11 protein-coding genes and 4 tRNA genes are annotated in these 16,964 nt (G+C 63.8%); 11 read left to right on the top strand and 4 right to left on the bottom strand.

What is annotated here, in order from left to right; all coding sequences use genetic code 11:
• The first annotated feature begins 90 nt into the window (after positions 1-90).
• A complete protein-coding gene (locus AB3G31_RS08990) occupies positions 91-1,362 on the top strand; it encodes a branched-chain amino acid ABC transporter substrate-binding protein (RefSeq protein WP_367849844.1) in 1,272 nt (423 codons plus the stop codon).
• Here AB3G31_RS08990 and AB3G31_RS08995 read toward each other — a convergent pair.
• The gene (locus AB3G31_RS08995) at positions 1,359-1,568 is read right to left on the bottom strand and encodes a hypothetical protein (RefSeq protein ID WP_367849845.1); all 210 of its coding nucleotides are present in this window, start codon (positions 1,566-1,568) and stop codon (positions 1,359-1,361) included. The two genes, AB3G31_RS08990 and AB3G31_RS08995, sit on opposite strands and share 4 nt — an antisense overlap.
• Positions 1,569-1,635: 67 nt before the next feature.
• Here AB3G31_RS08995 and AB3G31_RS09000 point away from each other — a divergent pair, with 67 nt between their 5' ends.
• The 7 genes from AB3G31_RS09000 to AB3G31_RS09030 all read left to right on the top strand — a co-directional run bounded on the left by AB3G31_RS09000 (position 1,636) and on the right by AB3G31_RS09030 (position 4,560).
• Complete coding sequence (locus AB3G31_RS09000; RefSeq protein ID WP_367849846.1) at positions 1,636-2,793, top strand: pyridoxal phosphate-dependent aminotransferase; 1,158 nt, start codon at positions 1,636-1,638, stop codon at positions 2,791-2,793.
• 101 nt (positions 2,794-2,894) lie between these two features.
• Positions 2,895-2,970, top strand: a tRNA-Gly gene (locus AB3G31_RS09005).
• A 57-nt stretch (positions 2,971-3,027) separates the two neighbouring features.
• Positions 3,028-3,101, top strand: a tRNA-Cys gene (locus tag AB3G31_RS09010).
• A 66-nt stretch (positions 3,102-3,167) separates the two neighbouring features.
• Positions 3,168-3,243, top strand: a tRNA-Gly gene (locus AB3G31_RS09015).
• Between the two features lie 191 nt (positions 3,244-3,434).
• Positions 3,435-3,519 (top strand) — tRNA-Leu (locus AB3G31_RS09020).
• Positions 3,520-3,566: 47 nt separating this feature from the next.
• Positions 3,567-3,788: a hypothetical protein gene (locus tag AB3G31_RS09025; RefSeq protein ID WP_367849847.1), complete on the top strand. Its 222-nt coding sequence runs from the start codon at positions 3,567-3,569 to the stop codon at positions 3,786-3,788.
• 136 nt (positions 3,789-3,924) lie between these two features.
• Positions 3,925-4,560, top strand: coding sequence for a DUF6806 family protein (locus tag AB3G31_RS09030; protein ID WP_367849848.1), 636 nt, complete (start codon positions 3,925-3,927; stop codon positions 4,558-4,560).
• Between the two features lie 52 nt (positions 4,561-4,612).
• Here AB3G31_RS09030 and AB3G31_RS09035 read toward each other — a convergent pair whose 3' ends face one another.
• Positions 4,613-5,377 (bottom strand): glutamate racemase, encoded by a 765-nt coding sequence (locus AB3G31_RS09035; protein ID WP_367849849.1) that lies wholly within the window; start codon positions 5,375-5,377, stop codon positions 4,613-4,615.
• 137 nt (positions 5,378-5,514) lie between these two features.
• A complete protein-coding gene (locus AB3G31_RS09040) occupies positions 5,515-7,077 on the bottom strand; it encodes a fumarate hydratase (protein ID WP_367849850.1) in 1,563 nt (520 codons plus the stop codon).
• 239 nt (positions 7,078-7,316) lie between these two features.
• Between AB3G31_RS09040 and AB3G31_RS09045 the strand changes: the two genes are divergently transcribed.
• From AB3G31_RS09045 to AB3G31_RS09055, 3 genes are all read left to right on the top strand, one after another.
• Positions 7,317-8,624, top strand: a complete 1,308-nt coding sequence (locus AB3G31_RS09045) for an ATP-binding protein (protein WP_367849851.1) — start codon at positions 7,317-7,319, stop codon at positions 8,622-8,624.
• 31 nt (positions 8,625-8,655) lie between these two features.
• Positions 8,656-11,448 (top strand): response regulator, encoded by a 2,793-nt coding sequence (locus tag AB3G31_RS09050; protein WP_367849852.1) that lies wholly within the window; start codon positions 8,656-8,658, stop codon positions 11,446-11,448.
• Between the two features lie 210 nt (positions 11,449-11,658).
• Entirely contained in the window at positions 11,659-13,602 is a 1,944-nt protein-coding gene (locus AB3G31_RS09055) for a PhoX family phosphatase (RefSeq protein ID WP_367849853.1), read from the top strand.
• 88 nt (positions 13,603-13,690) lie between these two features.
• On the opposite strand, the gene AB3G31_RS09060 is transcribed toward AB3G31_RS09055, so the two are convergent.
• On the bottom strand, positions 13,691-16,723 hold the full coding sequence (locus AB3G31_RS09060) for an EAL domain-containing protein (protein ID WP_367849854.1): 3,033 nt from the start codon (positions 16,721-16,723) through the stop codon (positions 13,691-13,693).
• Positions 16,724-16,964: the final 241 nt, after the last annotated feature.

The following is a 16,964-nucleotide window of genomic DNA, read 5'->3' on the forward strand; positions in this document are numbered from 1 at the left end:
GTGACTCCGTTTACATTACGCGGCGCTCACATTGATTGCCGCTTGGGTTACATCTGCGTGCGCCGCCCCCTATTTCAAGGAAGTTTTTAGATGTTTAAGTTTCGACGTGGGCTCTTGAAATCATGCGCTGTGGCGCTATGTGGCCTGGTTTTTCTCTCGGCCCAGGCAGCCCCCGCGCCCATCAAGCTGGCCCTGGTCGAGGGCCTGAGCGGCCCGTTTGGCAATACCGGCGAGGCGGTTTTCCGCAACCTGATTTGGGCCGTGGAGCGCGTCAATGCACGCGGCGGCGTGCCGCTGCCCGACGGCAAACACCAGCTGGCGCTGGAGCGCTATGACAGCAAGGGCCAGAACGAAGAGGCCCTGTCGGCCCTGCGCGCAGCCATTGACGACGGCGCGCAGTACATCCTGCAAGGCAACTCCTCGGCCACCGCCGCGGTGCTGATTGATGCCATCACCAAGCACAACGACCGCGAGCCCGCCAAGCGTGTGCTGCTGCTGAACTACGCGGCGGTCGACCCCACACTCACCAACGAGAAATGCAGCTTCTGGCACTTCCGTTTCGACGCGCATGCCGGCATGCGCATGGCCGCGCTGATGGCGGTGTTCAAGGACGATGCGGCGGTCAAGAGCGTCTACATCCTCGGCCAGGACTACAGCTTCGGCCAGGCCGTGGCCCGTGAGGCCAAGCGCCAGCTGGCCCTGCAGCGCCCCGACGTGCGCGTGGTGGGCGACGAGCTGCACCCGCTGGGCCGGGTCAAGGACTTCATTCCCTACGCCACCAAGATCAAGGCCAGCGGCGCGCAGGCCGTCATCACCGGCAACTTCGGCAACGACCTGACCTTGCTGGTCAAGGCCGCCCGCGAAGTGGGTTTCGAGGGCAAGTTCTATACCTTCTACGGCAATGCGCTGGGGGCTCCGGCGGCACTGGGCGACGCGGGTGTGGGCAAGGTCATTGCCGTGGCCGACTGGCTGCCGAACACGCCCACGGCGCAGAGCCAGGCTTTTGTGCAGGCCTTTCGCCAGCGCTTTCCGAAGCCCGCCGACGACTACCTGCACATGCGCATGCAGCTCATGGTGGAAGCGCTGGCGCAGGCCATTGAAAAAGCCGGTACTATGGATTTGATAGCTGTTGCCGCCAGTCTGGAGGGCGCAAACGTCAGTTTGTATGGCCAAACCGGCAGCATGCGCGCGGCCGACCACCAGTTCCAGCAGCCCCTGGCCGTGGGCAGCATGGACCGCCAGGGCACGCCGGGTGTGAAGTTCGACGTGGAAGGCTCGGGCTACGGCTTTCGGGTCATCAAGCAAACCAGCGCCGCGCAGGCCGAGATGCCCACCACCTGCAAGATGCAACGGCCCGGCTAACGGGTGTAGCCCGCACAGGCCCCGGCGTTGGGCCGGCCCCTGCATTCGCGCAGCAGACGGCGGTCACGCTCGCCGGTGCTTTCCGACGAGTCTTTGAGCAGACGCACCTGGGAGCCGCCTCGGGTCTTTTTGGTTTTGGCCTGGCTGGGGCCGCTGTAGGCCAGAACCAGCGCGATGAGGCAGCAGGGCAGGGTGTGAAAGGACATGGTGTGCAGCTCCAGAATGGGCGAGGGCAGACCCGCATAATCATGCCTCTACAGTCCCCATTCGTCTATGCGCCAAGCCATCCTTAACCTCGAAGAATCCAAAATCCGTGAAGTCGCCAACGCCGGCATGGGGCGCAGCGATGTGCTGGCCTTCTGGTTCGGCGAAAGCGACGAAGTCACCCCCGACTTCATCCGCCAGGCCGCCATTGATTCGCTGCAACAGGGCGAAACCTTTTACTCCCACAACCTGGGCCTGCCCGAGTTGCGCCTGGCGGTGGCCCACTACATGGGCGGCTTGCACGGCCCCATCGCCGCCGACCGCATTGCCATCACCTCCGGCGGTGTCAATGCGCTGATGCTGGCCATCCAGATGCTGGTGGACGCGGGCGACGAAGTGGTGGCGGTCACCCCGGTGTGGCCCAACCTCACCGCCCAGCCCGCCATCTTGGGCGCACGGCTGCGCTGTGTGGCGCTACAACCGCAGGCCGACGGGGCCTGGGCGCTGGACATGGCCCAGTTGCTGGCCGCCGTCACGCCCGCCACCAAACTGCTGGTGCTCAACGCCCCCAACAACCCTACCGGCTGGACGCTGACCCGCGCCGAGCAGCAAACCATCCTCGACCACTGCCGCCGCACCGGCACCTGGATCCTGGCCGATGAGGTCTACGAGCGCCTGTACTACGCGCCCAGTGCCAACAGTTGCGCGCCCAGCTTCCTGGATGTGGCGGCGCCTGAAGACCGGCTGGTGGTGGTGCACAGCTTTTCCAAGAGCTTTTTGATGACCGGCTGGCGGCTGGGTTGGCTGGTGATGCCCGCCAGCGCCACGCCGCACATGGGCAAGCTGATCGAATTCAACACCTCGTGCGCTAGCGTGTTCGTGCAACGCGCCGGTATCGCCGCCTTGCAGGGCACCGACCAGATCACGCCGCGCGTGGTGGCGCACCTGAAAACCTGCCGCGACACCCTGGTGCCGCTGCTGCAAGCCGTGCCCGGTGTGCGCGTGGCCCCCGCGCAGGGCGGCATGTACGCATTCTTTCAGCTGGCAGGCCACCCGGACTCCCTGGTTACCGCCAAGCGCCTGGTGGCCGAAGCGGGCCTGGGCCTGGCCCCCGGTAACGCCTTTGCCCCCGAGGCCCAGGGCTGGCTGCGCTGGTGCTTTGCCTCCAAAGATTTGCACCGATTGGAGCAGGGCGTGGAAAGGCTCAAAAAGTGGGCTATAATTTGAGGCTTGCTGCAGTGCACTTAAACTGCATAGCGGCAAGCGACAAGAACCCTGGTTCAAGTCAAAATTAGCCGAAAGTCATGTTATGATTCAAGGCTGAAAATGCGGGAGTAGCTCAGTTGGTAGAGCGCAACCTTGCCAAGGTTGAGGTCGAGAGTTCGAGACTCTTCTCCCGCTCCAAATTGGTAAAAAGGGAAGCTTCAGGCTTCCCTTTTTTATGATGAGTGCAGTGAGTGCGGCGCGATAACAAAGCGGTTATGTACCGGATTGCAAATCCGGCTAGCCCGGTTCGACTCCGGGTCGCGCCTCCAGAATTCGAAATTCGGCGAAATCCGGATTTCGCACCAAAAGCCATGCTAGAATGCAAGGCTTGAAACGCGGGAGTAGCTCAGTTGGTAGAGCGCAACCTTGCCAAGGTTGAGGTCGAGAGTTCGAGACTCTTCTCCCGCTCCAAATTTGGCAAAAAAGGAAGCTTAGGCTTCCTTTTTTTATGCCCGTTTGTTTTTGCGTTTTAAGGCGCTCGGCAGCGGGCCTGCAGAGCTAAAACCCCTTTCCCTGCGGGTTACAATGCTGCTGCTTTTCAGCCATGGCGAGACAAAATTGGAGGTACATCCTCTGGTTCCGGCCCCGAGGTGGATGCAGCAGGCTCGGTGGTGTAATTGGTAGCCACAGCAGACTTAAAATCTGCCGACGCAAGTCGTACCGGTTCGATTCCGGTCCGAGCCACCAGATTTGCATTTTCGCGTGGCGATAATGCTGGATTTGCCCAAAATCCCATGGAACACGACAAACCCCAATCCCTCGAAGAATACGTGCCCGGCGTAGCCAATGGCCACCACTACATGGCCAAGCTGAGCTACTTTGCCGATGGGCCGTGGTCCATCGAGGTGGTCCACGTGGAAGGCCTGCCGCCCCTGGGCGACAGCGGCAAAAGCTGGCCCTCGCGCGAGGAGGCGGTACAGGCGGCCAATGCCATGGTGGCTGCGCTGGCGCACTGAGTCCACGCACGTAAAATCTCCAGGCTTCAAATCCACCACAGACGACGGCGCTGATCCTTTGGCCGATTCCAAAGGTTTTGTGCCCCTGCTCCTCGCGCTGGTTTTCATCCCCTTTAAAAGCGCCTAATATCTCCCTATGCCCCGTTACAACGCCCCCTTTGAAATCCATGTGCACGGCCAAGTGCCTTTGCGCACCGACGTGACGTTCCACCAAGTCCAGGACGCGCTCAAGCCGCTGTGGAAGTACGCCGGGGCCAAGTCCCTGGCCGATGCCGCAGCCAGCGCCTACGAGGAAGAGCCGGGCATCCAGTTTGACGCGCCTGAGCACATGCTGCAAATGTGCTGGACAGTACCGGGCGACGAAGACTTCAAGCAGGCGCTGGACGAGATGTGCATGAGCCTGAACGAGCTGGCCGAGCGCGGTGCGTCCATCGAGATCACCTTCTACGACACCGACTTTGACGAAGAAGACGAAGAAGCCACCGACGATTCGCGCGACGACTTCCTTATGCTGTTCGTCGGCCCCACGCCTGCCGCCATCATGCAGGTGCAGCGCGATCTGCTGGTGCAGGATGTCATCAACATGATGGAGCGCCACTTCGACGCGTCTGAACTCAACGGCATCGTGCGCGAGATCGACCAGTTGTTCACCCAGCGTTTCGATGCCCTGGTGAATTCACTGGAGCTGGGCAAGCCGCCCCGCGGCCCTGGTGGCTCGGGCGGAGCCGGTGGGCACGGCGGTGGTGGCCGCCGCCCGCGCCACCTGCATTGATGCGACGGTTCCGTGGCGTGCTGCGGGACCGGACGGCCCTGTAGTTCCCGGTTTAAGCCGCCCAGCGCACCGCATCGTCGGTGGCAAATCCCAGCCACCGGCGTGCCGCTGCCTGGAGCACGGCAGGTTCACCGGTGGTGACCAGTTGTACCCGGCCTGGGCCTTGGGTGGCCAGTGTGCCCGCGGTTTCCAGCAGATGCCGGGTGCGCCGCGCCACCGGTTCGCCGGTGGACAAGATGCGCACCTGCGGGCCGACCAGCGCCGCCAGGTGCGGCTGCGCAAAGACGTAGTGGGTGCAGCCCAAAACCAGCGTATCGATTTCACCCGGATCTGAGCCAAAAGTGCCCATGGCGCTTATGTATTGGGCGCAGAGTGCTATGACTTTTGAATCGTCCCCGTTTTCCACGCTGCGGCTGATGGCATCGGCCAGGCCGTCGCAGGGCTGCACAATGAAGTCGGCCTGGTCTTGCAAACTGGTGCGCAAAGCGTTGAACTTGGCGCTGGTGACGGTGCCGCGCGTGCCGATCACGCCCACGCGCTTGGTGTGGCTGGCGGCGGCTGCCGGTTTCAGCCCCGGCTCCACCCCCACGATGGGCAGGTCGGGATGCTCGGCCCTGAGCTGTGCCACCGCCGCCATGGTGGCGGTGTTGCAGGCGATCACCAGTGCCTTGATGCCGTGGGTTTGGCGCAGGTAGGCGGTGATGGCGCGGGAGCGCTCGATGACGTGCCCATCGTCGCGCTCGCCGTAAGGCGCATGGGCGCTGTCATCCAGGTAGACGAAATGCTCCAGCGGCAGGGCGGCCTGCAGCGCCTGCAAGACGCTGAGACCCCCTATGCCGCTGTCAAAAACCCCGATGGCATTGGTGCCCCCACGCTGGTCACTGCGTGTACTGCGCTGCCCCCCGAGGGGGTGCTCGCTTGCTTGGGGCGGTCCGGCGCGTCGCTCGGTGTCCTTCAAGCCGCCACAACTCCGATATTTTTGAATTCGCCCGTGGCAATGCGTTTCTGCCATTCCGCCGGGCCGGTGATGTGGGCGCTGGTGCCGCCCGCGTCCACGGCCACCGTCACGGGCATGTCCACCACGTCGAATTCGTAGATGGCTTCCATGCCGAGGTCGGCAAAACCCACCACCTTGGCGGTTTTGATGGCCTTGCTGACCAGGTAGGCGGCACCGCCCACGGCCATCAGGTAGGCGCTCTTGTGCTTTTTGATGGCTTCGATGGCGACAGGCCCGCGCTCGGACTTGCCGATCATCGAGATCAGGCCCGTCTCGGCCAGCATCATTTCGGTGAAGCCGTCCATGCGGGTGGCGGTGGTGGGGCCAGCGGGGCCTACGGCTTCGTCACGCACCGGGTCGACCGGGCCGACGTAGTAGATGACGCGGTTGGTGAAGTCCACCGGCAGCTTCTCGCCCTTGGCCAGCATCTCCTGGATGCGCTTGTGGGCGGCGTCGCGGCCGGTGAGCATTTTGCCGTTGAGCAGCAGGGTGTCGCCGGGTTTCCAGCTGGCGACTTCGGCCTTGGTCAGGGTGTTGAGGTCGACCTTTTTGCTCTTGTTGTAGTCGGGCGTCCAGTTGACGTTGGGCCACAGGTCCAGGCTCGGTGGGTCCAGGTAGACCGGGCCGCTGCCGTCCATCACAAAGTGGGCGTGGCGGGTGGCGGCGCAGTTGGGGATCATGGCCACGGGCTTGCTGGCGGCATGGGTGGGGTACATCTTGATCTTGATGTCCAGCACGGTGGTCAGGCCGCCCAGGCCTTGTGCGCCGATGCCCAGGGCGTTGACTTTCTCGAACAGCTCCAAGCGCAGGGCCTCGGTCTTGGTCAATGCGCCGCCAGCCGACGATTTAGCCTGCAACTCGTACATGTCCAGGTCGTCCATCAGGCTTTGCTTGGCCATCAGCACGGCTTTTTCGGCTGTGCCACCGATGCCGATGCCCAGCATGCCGGGCGGGCACCAGCCTGCACCCATGGTGGGCACGGTCTTGAGCACCCAGTCGACCACCGAGTCGCCGGGGTTGAGCATGACCATCTTGCTCTTGTTTTCGCTGCCGCCGCCCTTGGCGGCCACGGTGATGTCCACGGTGTTGCCGGGCACGATCTCGGTGACGATGACGGCGGGGGTGTTGTCCTTGGTGTTCTTGCGGTCGAACTGGGGGTCGGCCACGATGCTGGCCCGCAAGGTGTTGTCGGGGTGGGCGTAGCCCTGGCGCACGCCTTCGTTGATGGCGTCGTCCAGGCTGCCGGTAAAGCCTTCCCAGCGCACGTCCATGCCCACTTTCAGGAACACGTTGACGATGCCGGTGTCCTGGCAGATGGGGCGCTGGCCGGTGGCGCTCATCTTGCTGTTGGTCAAAATTTGCGCAATCGCGTCCTTGGCTGCCGCACTCTGCTCGCGGTCATAGGCGCGGGCCAGGTGGGCGATGTAGTCGGTGGGGTGGTAGTAGCTGATGTACTGCAGGGCGGCGGCGATGGATTCGATCAGATCGGCTTGGCGGATTGACGTGGGTTTGGCGGTCATGGGTGGCCTGGCTAATGTTGAAAAGGACGGGTGAGGGGGCAAACCCCGTAATTATCACCGCTGGGTCGGTGCCGCCTGTGGCGATGTGCTTGACGTGGGCAGGTACGCCATATAACGTTATGTTTCAATTTGCTCCATTGCAGCATGCCAATAATGAGCCACATCGGCGTTGCGCCCCTAGGTACTTTGGGCGGTTAGGGGGCGTTGCGCAATGGCTGTCAGTACCACGGAGAAATGCAATGTCTCTTCAAAGCGACCAGATCCCGCCCGAATTCCTCCAGAAGTGGCAAGACACCATCAATGTCATGGCCCGCATTTTTGACGTGCCTGCGGGTCTGATGATGCGGGTGCTGCCCGAGCAGATCGAGGTGCTGCTGTCCAGCACCTCGGACGGCAACCCCTACGAACACGCCGAAAAAGCCGCGCTCGACACCGGCCTGTACTGCGAAACCGTGATGGCCACGCGCGACCTGCTGCACGTGCCCAATGCGCTGGACGACCCACAGTGGGAGCACAACCCCGATGTCGCGCTGAACATGATCTCCTACCTCGGGGTGCCGCTGGAGTGGCGCCCTGACGAGATGTTTGGCACCATCTGCGTGCTCGACAGCAAAACCCGCCACTACCCCGAGAAGTACATGGAGCTCATGTGGGAGCTCAAAAAGAGCATCGAGGCCGATTTTTCGGTGATCCGGCACAACCAAGACCTGGTGCAGGCCAACCTGCTGCTGGCCCAGGAGGTCAAAGAGCGGCAGGCCACCGAACTGCGGCTGCAGGCGGCCCAGCATGACCTGGCGCAGGCTGAGAAGATGGCGGCGCTGGGCGGGCTGGTGGCGGGCATCGCCCACGAGATCAACACCCCGGTGGGCCTGGGGCTGACCGGCTCCTCGCACTTCAAACACATGGTCGAGCAGCTGGAGACCAAGTTCCGCGCCGGGCAGCTGGAGGAGCCGGATTTTGAGCAGTTTCTGGCCGATTCCAAGCAGCTGTCGCACTCGATCTTCATCAGCCTGGAGAAGGCCGCGGCCCTGGTCAAGAGCTTCAAGCTGGTGGCGGTGGACCAGACGCACGACGAAATGCGCAACTTCCAGCCGCTGGCCTATATCCAGGACTTGCTGCTGACCCACAAGCAGGCGCTGCGCCAGGCGGGGGTGGCCACGGCGGTGGACTGCCAGGCCGACCTGGTGGTGACCAGCTACCCCGGTGCCTGGTCGCAGGTGCTGTCCAACCTGATCAGCAATTCGCTGGTGCATGGTTTCACCCCGGGGCAAACCGATGCCCGGATCCACATCGCCCTGGCCGAAACGCCCGGCGAATGGGTGCTGGACTACCGCGACAACGGCCGCGGCATGTCCGACGAGGTGGCCCGCAAGGTGTTCGACCCGTTCTTCACTACCAACCGCCAGGGCGGTGGCAGCGGTCTGGGCATGCACGTGGTCTACAACCTGGTATCGCAAAAGCTGGGTGGGCAGATCCACTTGCAGACGGCCCTGGGGCAGGGAGCCGCCTTTACCTGCCACCTGCCCAAACAACCGGCCAGCGCATGAGCCCGTAGCGGCATGGTGCAGACAAGGGCGCATGTTTAAGAAATCTGCTGGCGGCAGTCCGCCCGCCCAGGCCCGTGGCGCACCCTGGCGCGTCCTGCTGGTAGACGACGAGCCCGAGGTGCACGTCATCACCCGCCTAACCCTGCGCGACTGCGAGTACCTGGGCCGGGCGGTGGAATTCACCAGCGCCAGCAGCGCGTTCGAGGCGCGAGAACAGTTGGCCCTGCACAGCGACTGGGCGCTGGTCTTCATCGATGTGGTGATGGAAACCGACACCGCCGGGCTGGACCTGGTCAACCACATCCGCCACACCCTGGGCAACACCGCCGTGCGGCTGATCCTGCGCACCGGCCAGCCTGGCCAGGCCCCCGAGCGGCGGGTGATCCGCGACTTCGACATCAACGACTACATCAACAAAACCAACGTCACCGCAGACAAGCTCTACACCGCCACCATGGCCTCGTTGCGGGCCTACCACCACATCCAGCAACTGCACCTGGCCGACCAGCGCTACAGCGCGCTCAACCAGCTATTGGAGCAGCGCGTCGAGGAGCGCACCTCCGAGCTGGCCCAGGCCAAAGACCTGGCCGAGGAAGCCACCCGGGCCAAAAGCGACTTTCTGGCCAATATGAGCCACGAAATCCGCACCCCCATGAACGCCATCATCGGCATGTCGCACCTGGCCCTGCTGCTGGATCTGGCACCCGATGCCCGCAACTACATCACCAAGGTGCACCGGGCGGCCGAGAACCTGCTTGGCATCCTCAACGACATCCTGGACTTCTCCAAGATCGAGGCGGGCAAACTGGGCATCGAAGTGCTCGATTTCCAGCTCGAAGAGGTGCTGGACAACCTGGCCAACCTAGTCGGGCAAAAAGCCACCGACAAGGGCCTGGAGCTGCATTTCGACCTGCCGCCCGACCTGCCCACCGCCCGCGTGGGCGACCCGCTGCGGCTGGGCCAGATCCTCACCAACCTGGGCAACAACGCCGTCAAGTTCACCGAATCCGGCCATATCCTGCTGGGCGTGCGCGCCCTCGCCGACGCGCCCGACGGTCGGCCCGGCTTGCATTTCTGGATGCAGGACACCGGCATTGGCATGACCGAGGCCGAATGCGCGCGGCTGTTCCAGTCGTTCAGCCAGGCCGACAGCTCCATCACACGCCGGTACGGCGGCACCGGGCTGGGGCTGGCCATCTCCAAAAGCCTGGTCGAGCACATGGGCGGGCGCATCTGGGTGGAGAGCGAGGCCGGGAAGGGCTCCACCTTCCATTTCCATGTCTACCTGGGCATCCAGCAGGCCAGCGGCCCGGCCTGGCCAACCCCATCGAACATGCCCGCGCTGCACGGCTTGCGGGTGCTGCTGGTGGACGACACCGCGGTAGCGCGCGAGATCCTGCAGCGGCTGGTGGCCAGCCTGGGCATGGAGACGGCGCTGGCCGCCGATGGCCCCGATGCCCTGCGCCAGGTGGCCCAGAGGCTGGCCCAGGGCCGTCCCTTCGACCTGGTACTGATGGACTGGAAAATGCCCTTGATGGATGGTCTGGACTGCACCCTGGAGCTGCAACGCCAGCACCTGGGCGCCGCGCCACCGGTGGTGCTGGTCACCGCCTACGGGCACGGCGAAATCCTCGGCCTGGCCACCCAGCGGCAGGTGCCCTTGCGTGCGGTGGTGCACAAGCCGGTCACCCGGGCCCATCTGCTGGATGCTGTGGGCCAGGCGCTGCGGCTGCCGTCGCTTTGGCGCACCCCGGTGCCGGACCGGCGCGCCCAGCACAGCGACACCCGGCAAAAGCTGCGGGGCGCACGCCTGCTGCTGGTGGAAGACAACGCGCTGAACCAGGAGCTGGCCACCCATCTGTTGACCCGCGCGGGCATCCGGGTGGCGTTGGCGCAGCACGGCCAGGAGGCCCTGGATATTCTGTACCGCGACAGCGCCCAGAACTTGGCCTTCGACGGCGTGCTGATGGATTGCCAGATGCCGGTGATGGACGGCTACACCGCCGCGGCGCACATCCGCCGCAACCCCGCCTGGGCCCAGCTGCCCATCATCGCCATGACGGCCAACGCCATGGTGGACGAGCGCGACAAGGTGATTGCCGTGGGCATGAACGACTACATCGCCAAGCCGCTGAACGTGGAGGCCATGTTTGCCACCATCGCCCGCTGGGTCAGTCCGGCGGTACCGGTGCCGGGCCATCCGGCACTGCCCGCAGACCGTCCTGCCGGACCGCACGATTTGCCCTGGTTACCGGGCATCGATACCGGGCGCGGCCTGGCGCGCTGCTCGCAGGATACCGCCCTGTACCGCAAGCTGCTCCAGCGCTTCGTGGTCAGCCTGGGCCAGTTTGCCGACCAGTTTGCGCAGGCCCGCAGCGACCCCGACCCCACCAGCGCCACCCGCTGTGCCCATACCCTGCGCGGCACCGCGGGCAACGTCGGGGCGCATGCGGTGGAGCGGGCTGCCGCTGCGCTGGAAGCCGCCTGTGCCGACGTGTCGCCTGCATCCCGGCTGGGGGCCTTGCTGGCCGACCTGTTGCATGCCATCGCGGTGGTACAGCCTGGCCTGCTGCAGCTGGGCGACACCGCCCGCGCCCGCCCCGTGCCACCCGATGCCGCCACGCTGCGGACCCTGGCGCTGCGCCTGCGGGCCTACATTCTGGACAGCGATGCCGCCGCCGCCCAGGCGGCCACCGACCTGGCCGCGTTGCTGCAGGGCGGGCCGCAGGCCGCGGCGGCCCAGCGCGTGTGCGCCGCGCTGGCAGTCTTCGACTTCGACAAAGCCGAGCAGATGCTGGGCGAAATGGCCTTGTTCCCGGTCTGACCTCTCGGCCTTGTTTGCTATTGAATAAATAGCTGCTTGCGCTGATGGAATAAGCGTGAGAGGGCGATTTCTTTTAAATGCATTGGGGCAGCGTGACGTGGGCATGTCTGTCAAAAAACGGACACATGCTTTTCCTAAGATGGCGGGCTGAAGCCTTGCGCACAGTGCGGCAAGGCCTTTTGCATCGCTCCATCTACCGGAAACCCCGCCATGTCTGACGCATCCTTTGCCTCGCGCCGCAGCGCCCTGAAATTTTTGGCCACCGCGCCCATGCTGCCGCTGGGCGCGTTTGCCACCACTTCGCTCTTGTCCGGCTGCGCCACTACCGCGCCGTCCAGCGCTGGTTTTGTGTCGGCCACGTTCACCGGCATGGCTGCGCCCACCCTGGCCAACCCGGCCGCCATGGCCACCGTGGCCGTGGGCTCCACCCTGAATGTGGCTTATGCCGACCACAGCACCCGCAGCTACAAGCTGGCCTACCAGCCGTTTTTCAATACCGGCGACATGGTGCCGGACGGCAAGGGCGGCAAGGTGCTGGCCGGTGGCTACTTTGACATCCGCAACCAGCCCATCCTGGACCGCTCGGTGCCCGGCAAGGAGCGCCACTTCTTCTCGGACTGCCCGGACGGCAGCTCGCTGCTCACCCTGGCCCATGCCAATGTGCCGGGCGTGCAGGGCAACACCGTCTTCGCCGTGGTCCAGTTCGAGTACACCACCCGCGACCAGAAGGGGGCCGATGCCTACGGCACGCTGCCGTCGCCCATCGCCGTGCTCACGCTCGACCAGAACCCAAAAACCGGCCAGCTCAGCCTGGTCAAGTACCACAACGTGGACACCTCCAGCGCCCACGGCCTGTGGATCACCTGCGGTGCCAGCCTGTCGCCCTGGAACACGCACTTGTCCAGCGAAGAGTACGAACCCAACGCGCCCTTCATCGGCGAGGTCAAGCACTTCAAGGCCTTCAGCAAGAACGTGTTCGGCGATGAAAACAAGGCCAACCCCTACCACTACGGCCACCTGCCCGAAGTGACGGTGAACCCCGACGGCACCGGCTCCATCAAGAAGCACTACTGCCTGGGCCGCATCTCGCACGAGCTGATCCAGGTCATGCCCGACAACCGCACCGCGCTGATGGGCGACGACTTCACCAACGGCGGCCTGTTCATGTTTGTGGCCGACCGCGAAAAAGACCTGTCCTCGGGCACCCTGTACGTGGCCAGCCTGGACACCGGCTTTTCGGTGAACCCCACCGCACCGGCAGTGGGCGTGTACTGGGTGAAACTGGGCCACGCCACCAGTGCCGAGATCGAGCAGATGGCCAACACCTTGAAGCCTGCCGACATCATGGACGTGCGCAAGGAAGACCCCCAAGACGCCAGCTTCACCCAGGTGTTCCTGAGCGGCGTGCCCAACTGGATCAAGGTGAAACCTGGCATGGAAAAAGCCGCGGCCTTCCTGGAAACCCACCGCTACGCCGGTCTGGTGGGTGGCACCATGGCCTTCACCAAAATGGAGGGCACCACCGTCAACATCAAGGACAAGGTGGCCTACTCCGCGTTGTCCTACATCCAGGAATCCATGGTCAAGGGCGGCAAGGGCTGGACGGCAGGCAGCGGCATCGCCTTGCCCAAGGCCCTGGTGGCCGGTGCGGTGATCGAGCACAAGCTGGTGGGCGGCCAAAAAGACATTCTGGGCGAAGCCATCCGCAGCGACTGGGTGCCAGTGGCCACCAAGACCCTGCTGGCCGGGGAAGACATTGCCGCCGATGCCATGGGCAACCTGGCCCATATCGACAAGATTGCCAACCCCGACAACCTGAAGTTCTCGGAAAAGCTGCGCACCCTGTTCATCGGCGAAGACACCGGCCTGCACGTCAACAACTACCTCTGGGCCTACAACGTCGACACCAAGGCCTTGAGCCGCGTGCTGTCCACCCCGTCGGGCGCGGAATCCACCGGCCTGCACGCGGTGGACGAGATCAACGGCTGGACCTACATCATGAGCAACTTCCAGCACGCCGGCGACTGGATTCCCGCCCTGCACGGCAAGGTGCAGGCCACCCTGGACCCGCTGGTGCGCGCCAACTACAACGACCGCTTCGGCGCGGCCGTGGGCTACCTGACGGCCGACCCGACGGCGATACAGCTGGGTTAATCGCCCGCAAAGCCCCTGCCGACAGGGGCTTGATTGCTATACCAATAAGAGCTTCCAGCGCCCGTGAATACGGGGCCGGAGGCTTTTTTTATTCTTCATAGGGCGCGGACACCAAGTGCTTCCCGGCAGACGCTGTGCCGGTAAATCTCGCCCATGCGGCAGGCAGTTTCCAGGTCGCGCACCAAGTGGGCACCAGGCTTGCGGGCATGGGCCGCGCGATTTGGTAGCCTTGGGCCAAGACGCAACCCAGCTCCATCAGCCGCTCGCCATGGGCCACGGTTTCGACGCCCTCGGCAATCACGTCCCTCTGAAAGGCTACGGCCAGCCCGATCACGCCGACCACGATGGACAAATCGCTTTGGTCGATGAGCATGTCCCGGACAAAGCTTTGGTCGATCTTCAAGGTCTCCACCGGCAGGTGCCGCAGGTAGGTCAGCGACGAGTAACCGGTGCCGAAGTCGTCCATCGCAAAGCGTACGCCCAGGCCGTGGCAGGCCTGCAGGATGCTTGCTGTGGAGTTGATATCTTCCAGCGCGCTGGTTTCCAGCACTTCGAGTTCCAGGCACTTCGGATCCACGCTCGGGTAGTGGGCGAGCAGGTCTGCCAGCTGCGACGGAAAGCCCGCGTGTTGCAACTGTCTGGCAGCCACGTTGACGCTGACGGGCAAGCTCAGGCCTTGCAGTTGCCAGGCGCTCATTTGCTGGAGCGCTGCCTCCAGGACCCACAGGCCCAAGGCATCACTCAAGGGGTGTTTCTCGATGGCGGGCAAGAATACGCCCGGCGGTAACAGGCCCCGTTGCGGATGCTGCCACCGGACCAGGGCTTCGGCGCCCACGATGGCGCCGGTACGCATATTCACCTTAGGCTGGTAGTACAGCACGAACTCCTGTTGGCGCAGACCCTGGGCCACCTGTTCCTGTTGCAGGCTGCGGTTCTTGAATTCCGCGTCCTGCGCTGAATCGAACATGTGGAAGCGGTTTTTGCCGCCTTGCTTGGCTTCGTACATCGCCTGGTCTGCGTGGCGCATCAACTGGTCGGCTTCGGCGTTGTCTTGCGGGTACATGGTCACCCCGATACTGGCGGTGACGCGCAGGTCCTGGTTCTGGATGCGCACCGGTTCCGCACACACACCCAGGATGCGCGTGACCATCTGGATGCAGTCCTGGATGCTGTGCATGCCGGTCAATACCGCCACAAATTCGTCGCCTCCCATACGCGCCAGCGTATCCACTTCGCGCAGTGCGGCATGCATGCGGCGGGATACCGCCACCAACAGGGCGTCGCCCATTTCGTGGCCAAACGTGTCGTTGACCGCCTTGAACCCGTCCAGGTCCAGGTAGACCACCGCCAGGTAGTTGCCTTGTCGCTGGCACATATTCATGGCCTGCTGTAGCCGGTCTGACAGCAGAAGGCGGTTGGGCAGGTCGGTCAGGGCATCAAAATGCGCGCCGTGCTCCAGCTCTTCTTGCTGCAGCTTCAGCACGGTGACGTCGGAAAACAGGGCGACATAGTTGCGTACCTGTCCCGTGCTGCCCTTGACCTTGCTGACCGTCAGCCAGGCTGAATAGGCCTCACCGCTCTTGCGCCGGCTCCACATTTCACCTTTCCATTCGCCGCGCCGGATCAAAGATTGGCGAATGGCCTTGAATACCTCCGGCCCTTGCCGGCTGGATCGGAACATGCGGGGGTCGTTGCCTATCACCTCTTCCCGGCTGTAGCCGGTAATGCGGGTGAAGGCATCGTTGACCTCCAGGATCGTGCCCGCACGGTCGGTGATCAAGATCCCCTCCGCGGTGTTGGTGAACACGCTGGCGGTGAGCTGGAGCTGGCGGTTGGTGTTTTCTTGCTCGGTGGTGTCGCGGGCGATCTTGGAGGCGCCAATCAGGTGGCCAAATTCGTCCCGGATGGGGGAGATGGTGACCGACACATGGATCGCACTTCCGTCCTTGCGGACACGCACCGTTTCAAAATGCTCGATACCGTGCCCGCTTTTGATTTTCTCCAGGATGAGGTCTTCTTCATGCACCCGGTCGGGCGGGAGCAGGCGCAATATCGGCTGCCCCACTATCTCCAGAGCCGTGTAGCCAAAGATGCGCTCGGCCCCCGGGTTCCAGCTGGTGATGGTGCCCTCCAGCGATTTGCCGATGATGGCATCGTCGGACGACTGGACGATGGCCGAAGCCACCTGCGAGGTATTCATGGCGCGCAGCAACGCCGCACCCGCCAACAGGCTTAACAGCGACACCAGGGCCGCCACGCCGCCCAAAATGGCCGTATGGAAGACCCAGGGTTGGAGCATGTCGCTCTTGCTGGCACTGACGTAGACCACCAAGGGGTAGTCATCCACCCGGGCGAACGACACCAGGCGCGGTAGCCGGTCAAAAATGCTCACACTGGACTCGTAGGAGCCCTTGGTGAGCACGTTCATGTAGCGCTTCCACGCTTCCCCTTTGGCAATCGACTGGCCAATCGTTTTAGGGTCCAAGGGGCTGCGGAACAGCATGGTGCCGTCCGTTCGCACGATGCCAATCGTGCCTGCCGGCTGGATGCGCTCCGCGTCAAAAGACTCGGCAATGCGGTCCAGCTCAATCACGACCAGCAGCACGGCAATGGTCCCGCTGGCCCGCTCCACCGGGGCCGAAATGGGAATGAACCACTTTTTAGTGACCCGGCCCAGGATGGGTTGGCCGATGTACAGGCCCCGGGTGGCGGGCACGAACTGGGCACGAAAGTAGTCTCTGTCTGCCACCTGTATCCCGCGGCTTTGGTCCAGGTCGGGCACCAGCCGCAGCTCGCCACTCTGGCTGACCATGCGCACGTCCAGCAGACCGCCCGAGGTGGTGCGCAGTTTCTCCACCAGGGCAATGAAATCCGGCGCCTTGCCCGGGTCGGCGTTCGGGTGGTCGCCCATCCACTGGTTGGCGGCGATCAGTGTGGACTCGGCCTGCTTGAACAGTCCTTTGGTTTGGGCCTGCACGGCGGCCGTCAGCTGCTCCAGTATCAAACCTTGGGAGGTGTGCATGCTGGCCCGCTCCCACCATGACCAAAACCCGATAAAGCCCCAGATGCACACCAGCAAAGCCCCCATCAGTGCCACCACCACGTGGTGGTGTGAGCGCATACGCGGATCAAAGGTGTACCAAATAGACCTCATGCAGCCTTTCCATGGGGGGCCAACAGGACATCGGGGGATGCATGCGCGGCGCTCGGTAGCCCGTGTGCCTGGATCGCAACCACTTTACCGCACCCGCTGCTGAAAAAGGGCGCCGATGTCCCTCGCCGATGTCCCTATTTGGCAGGAAGTTCCCCCCCACCACGTGTGGGGGCAGATACCCGCACCTTGTGCAGGTGAGATGGGGGCA

Origin of the sequence: Rhodoferax sp. WC2427, assembly GCF_040822085.1 — a bacterium.
GTDB lineage: Bacteria > Pseudomonadota > Gammaproteobacteria > Burkholderiales > Burkholderiaceae_C > Rhodoferax_B.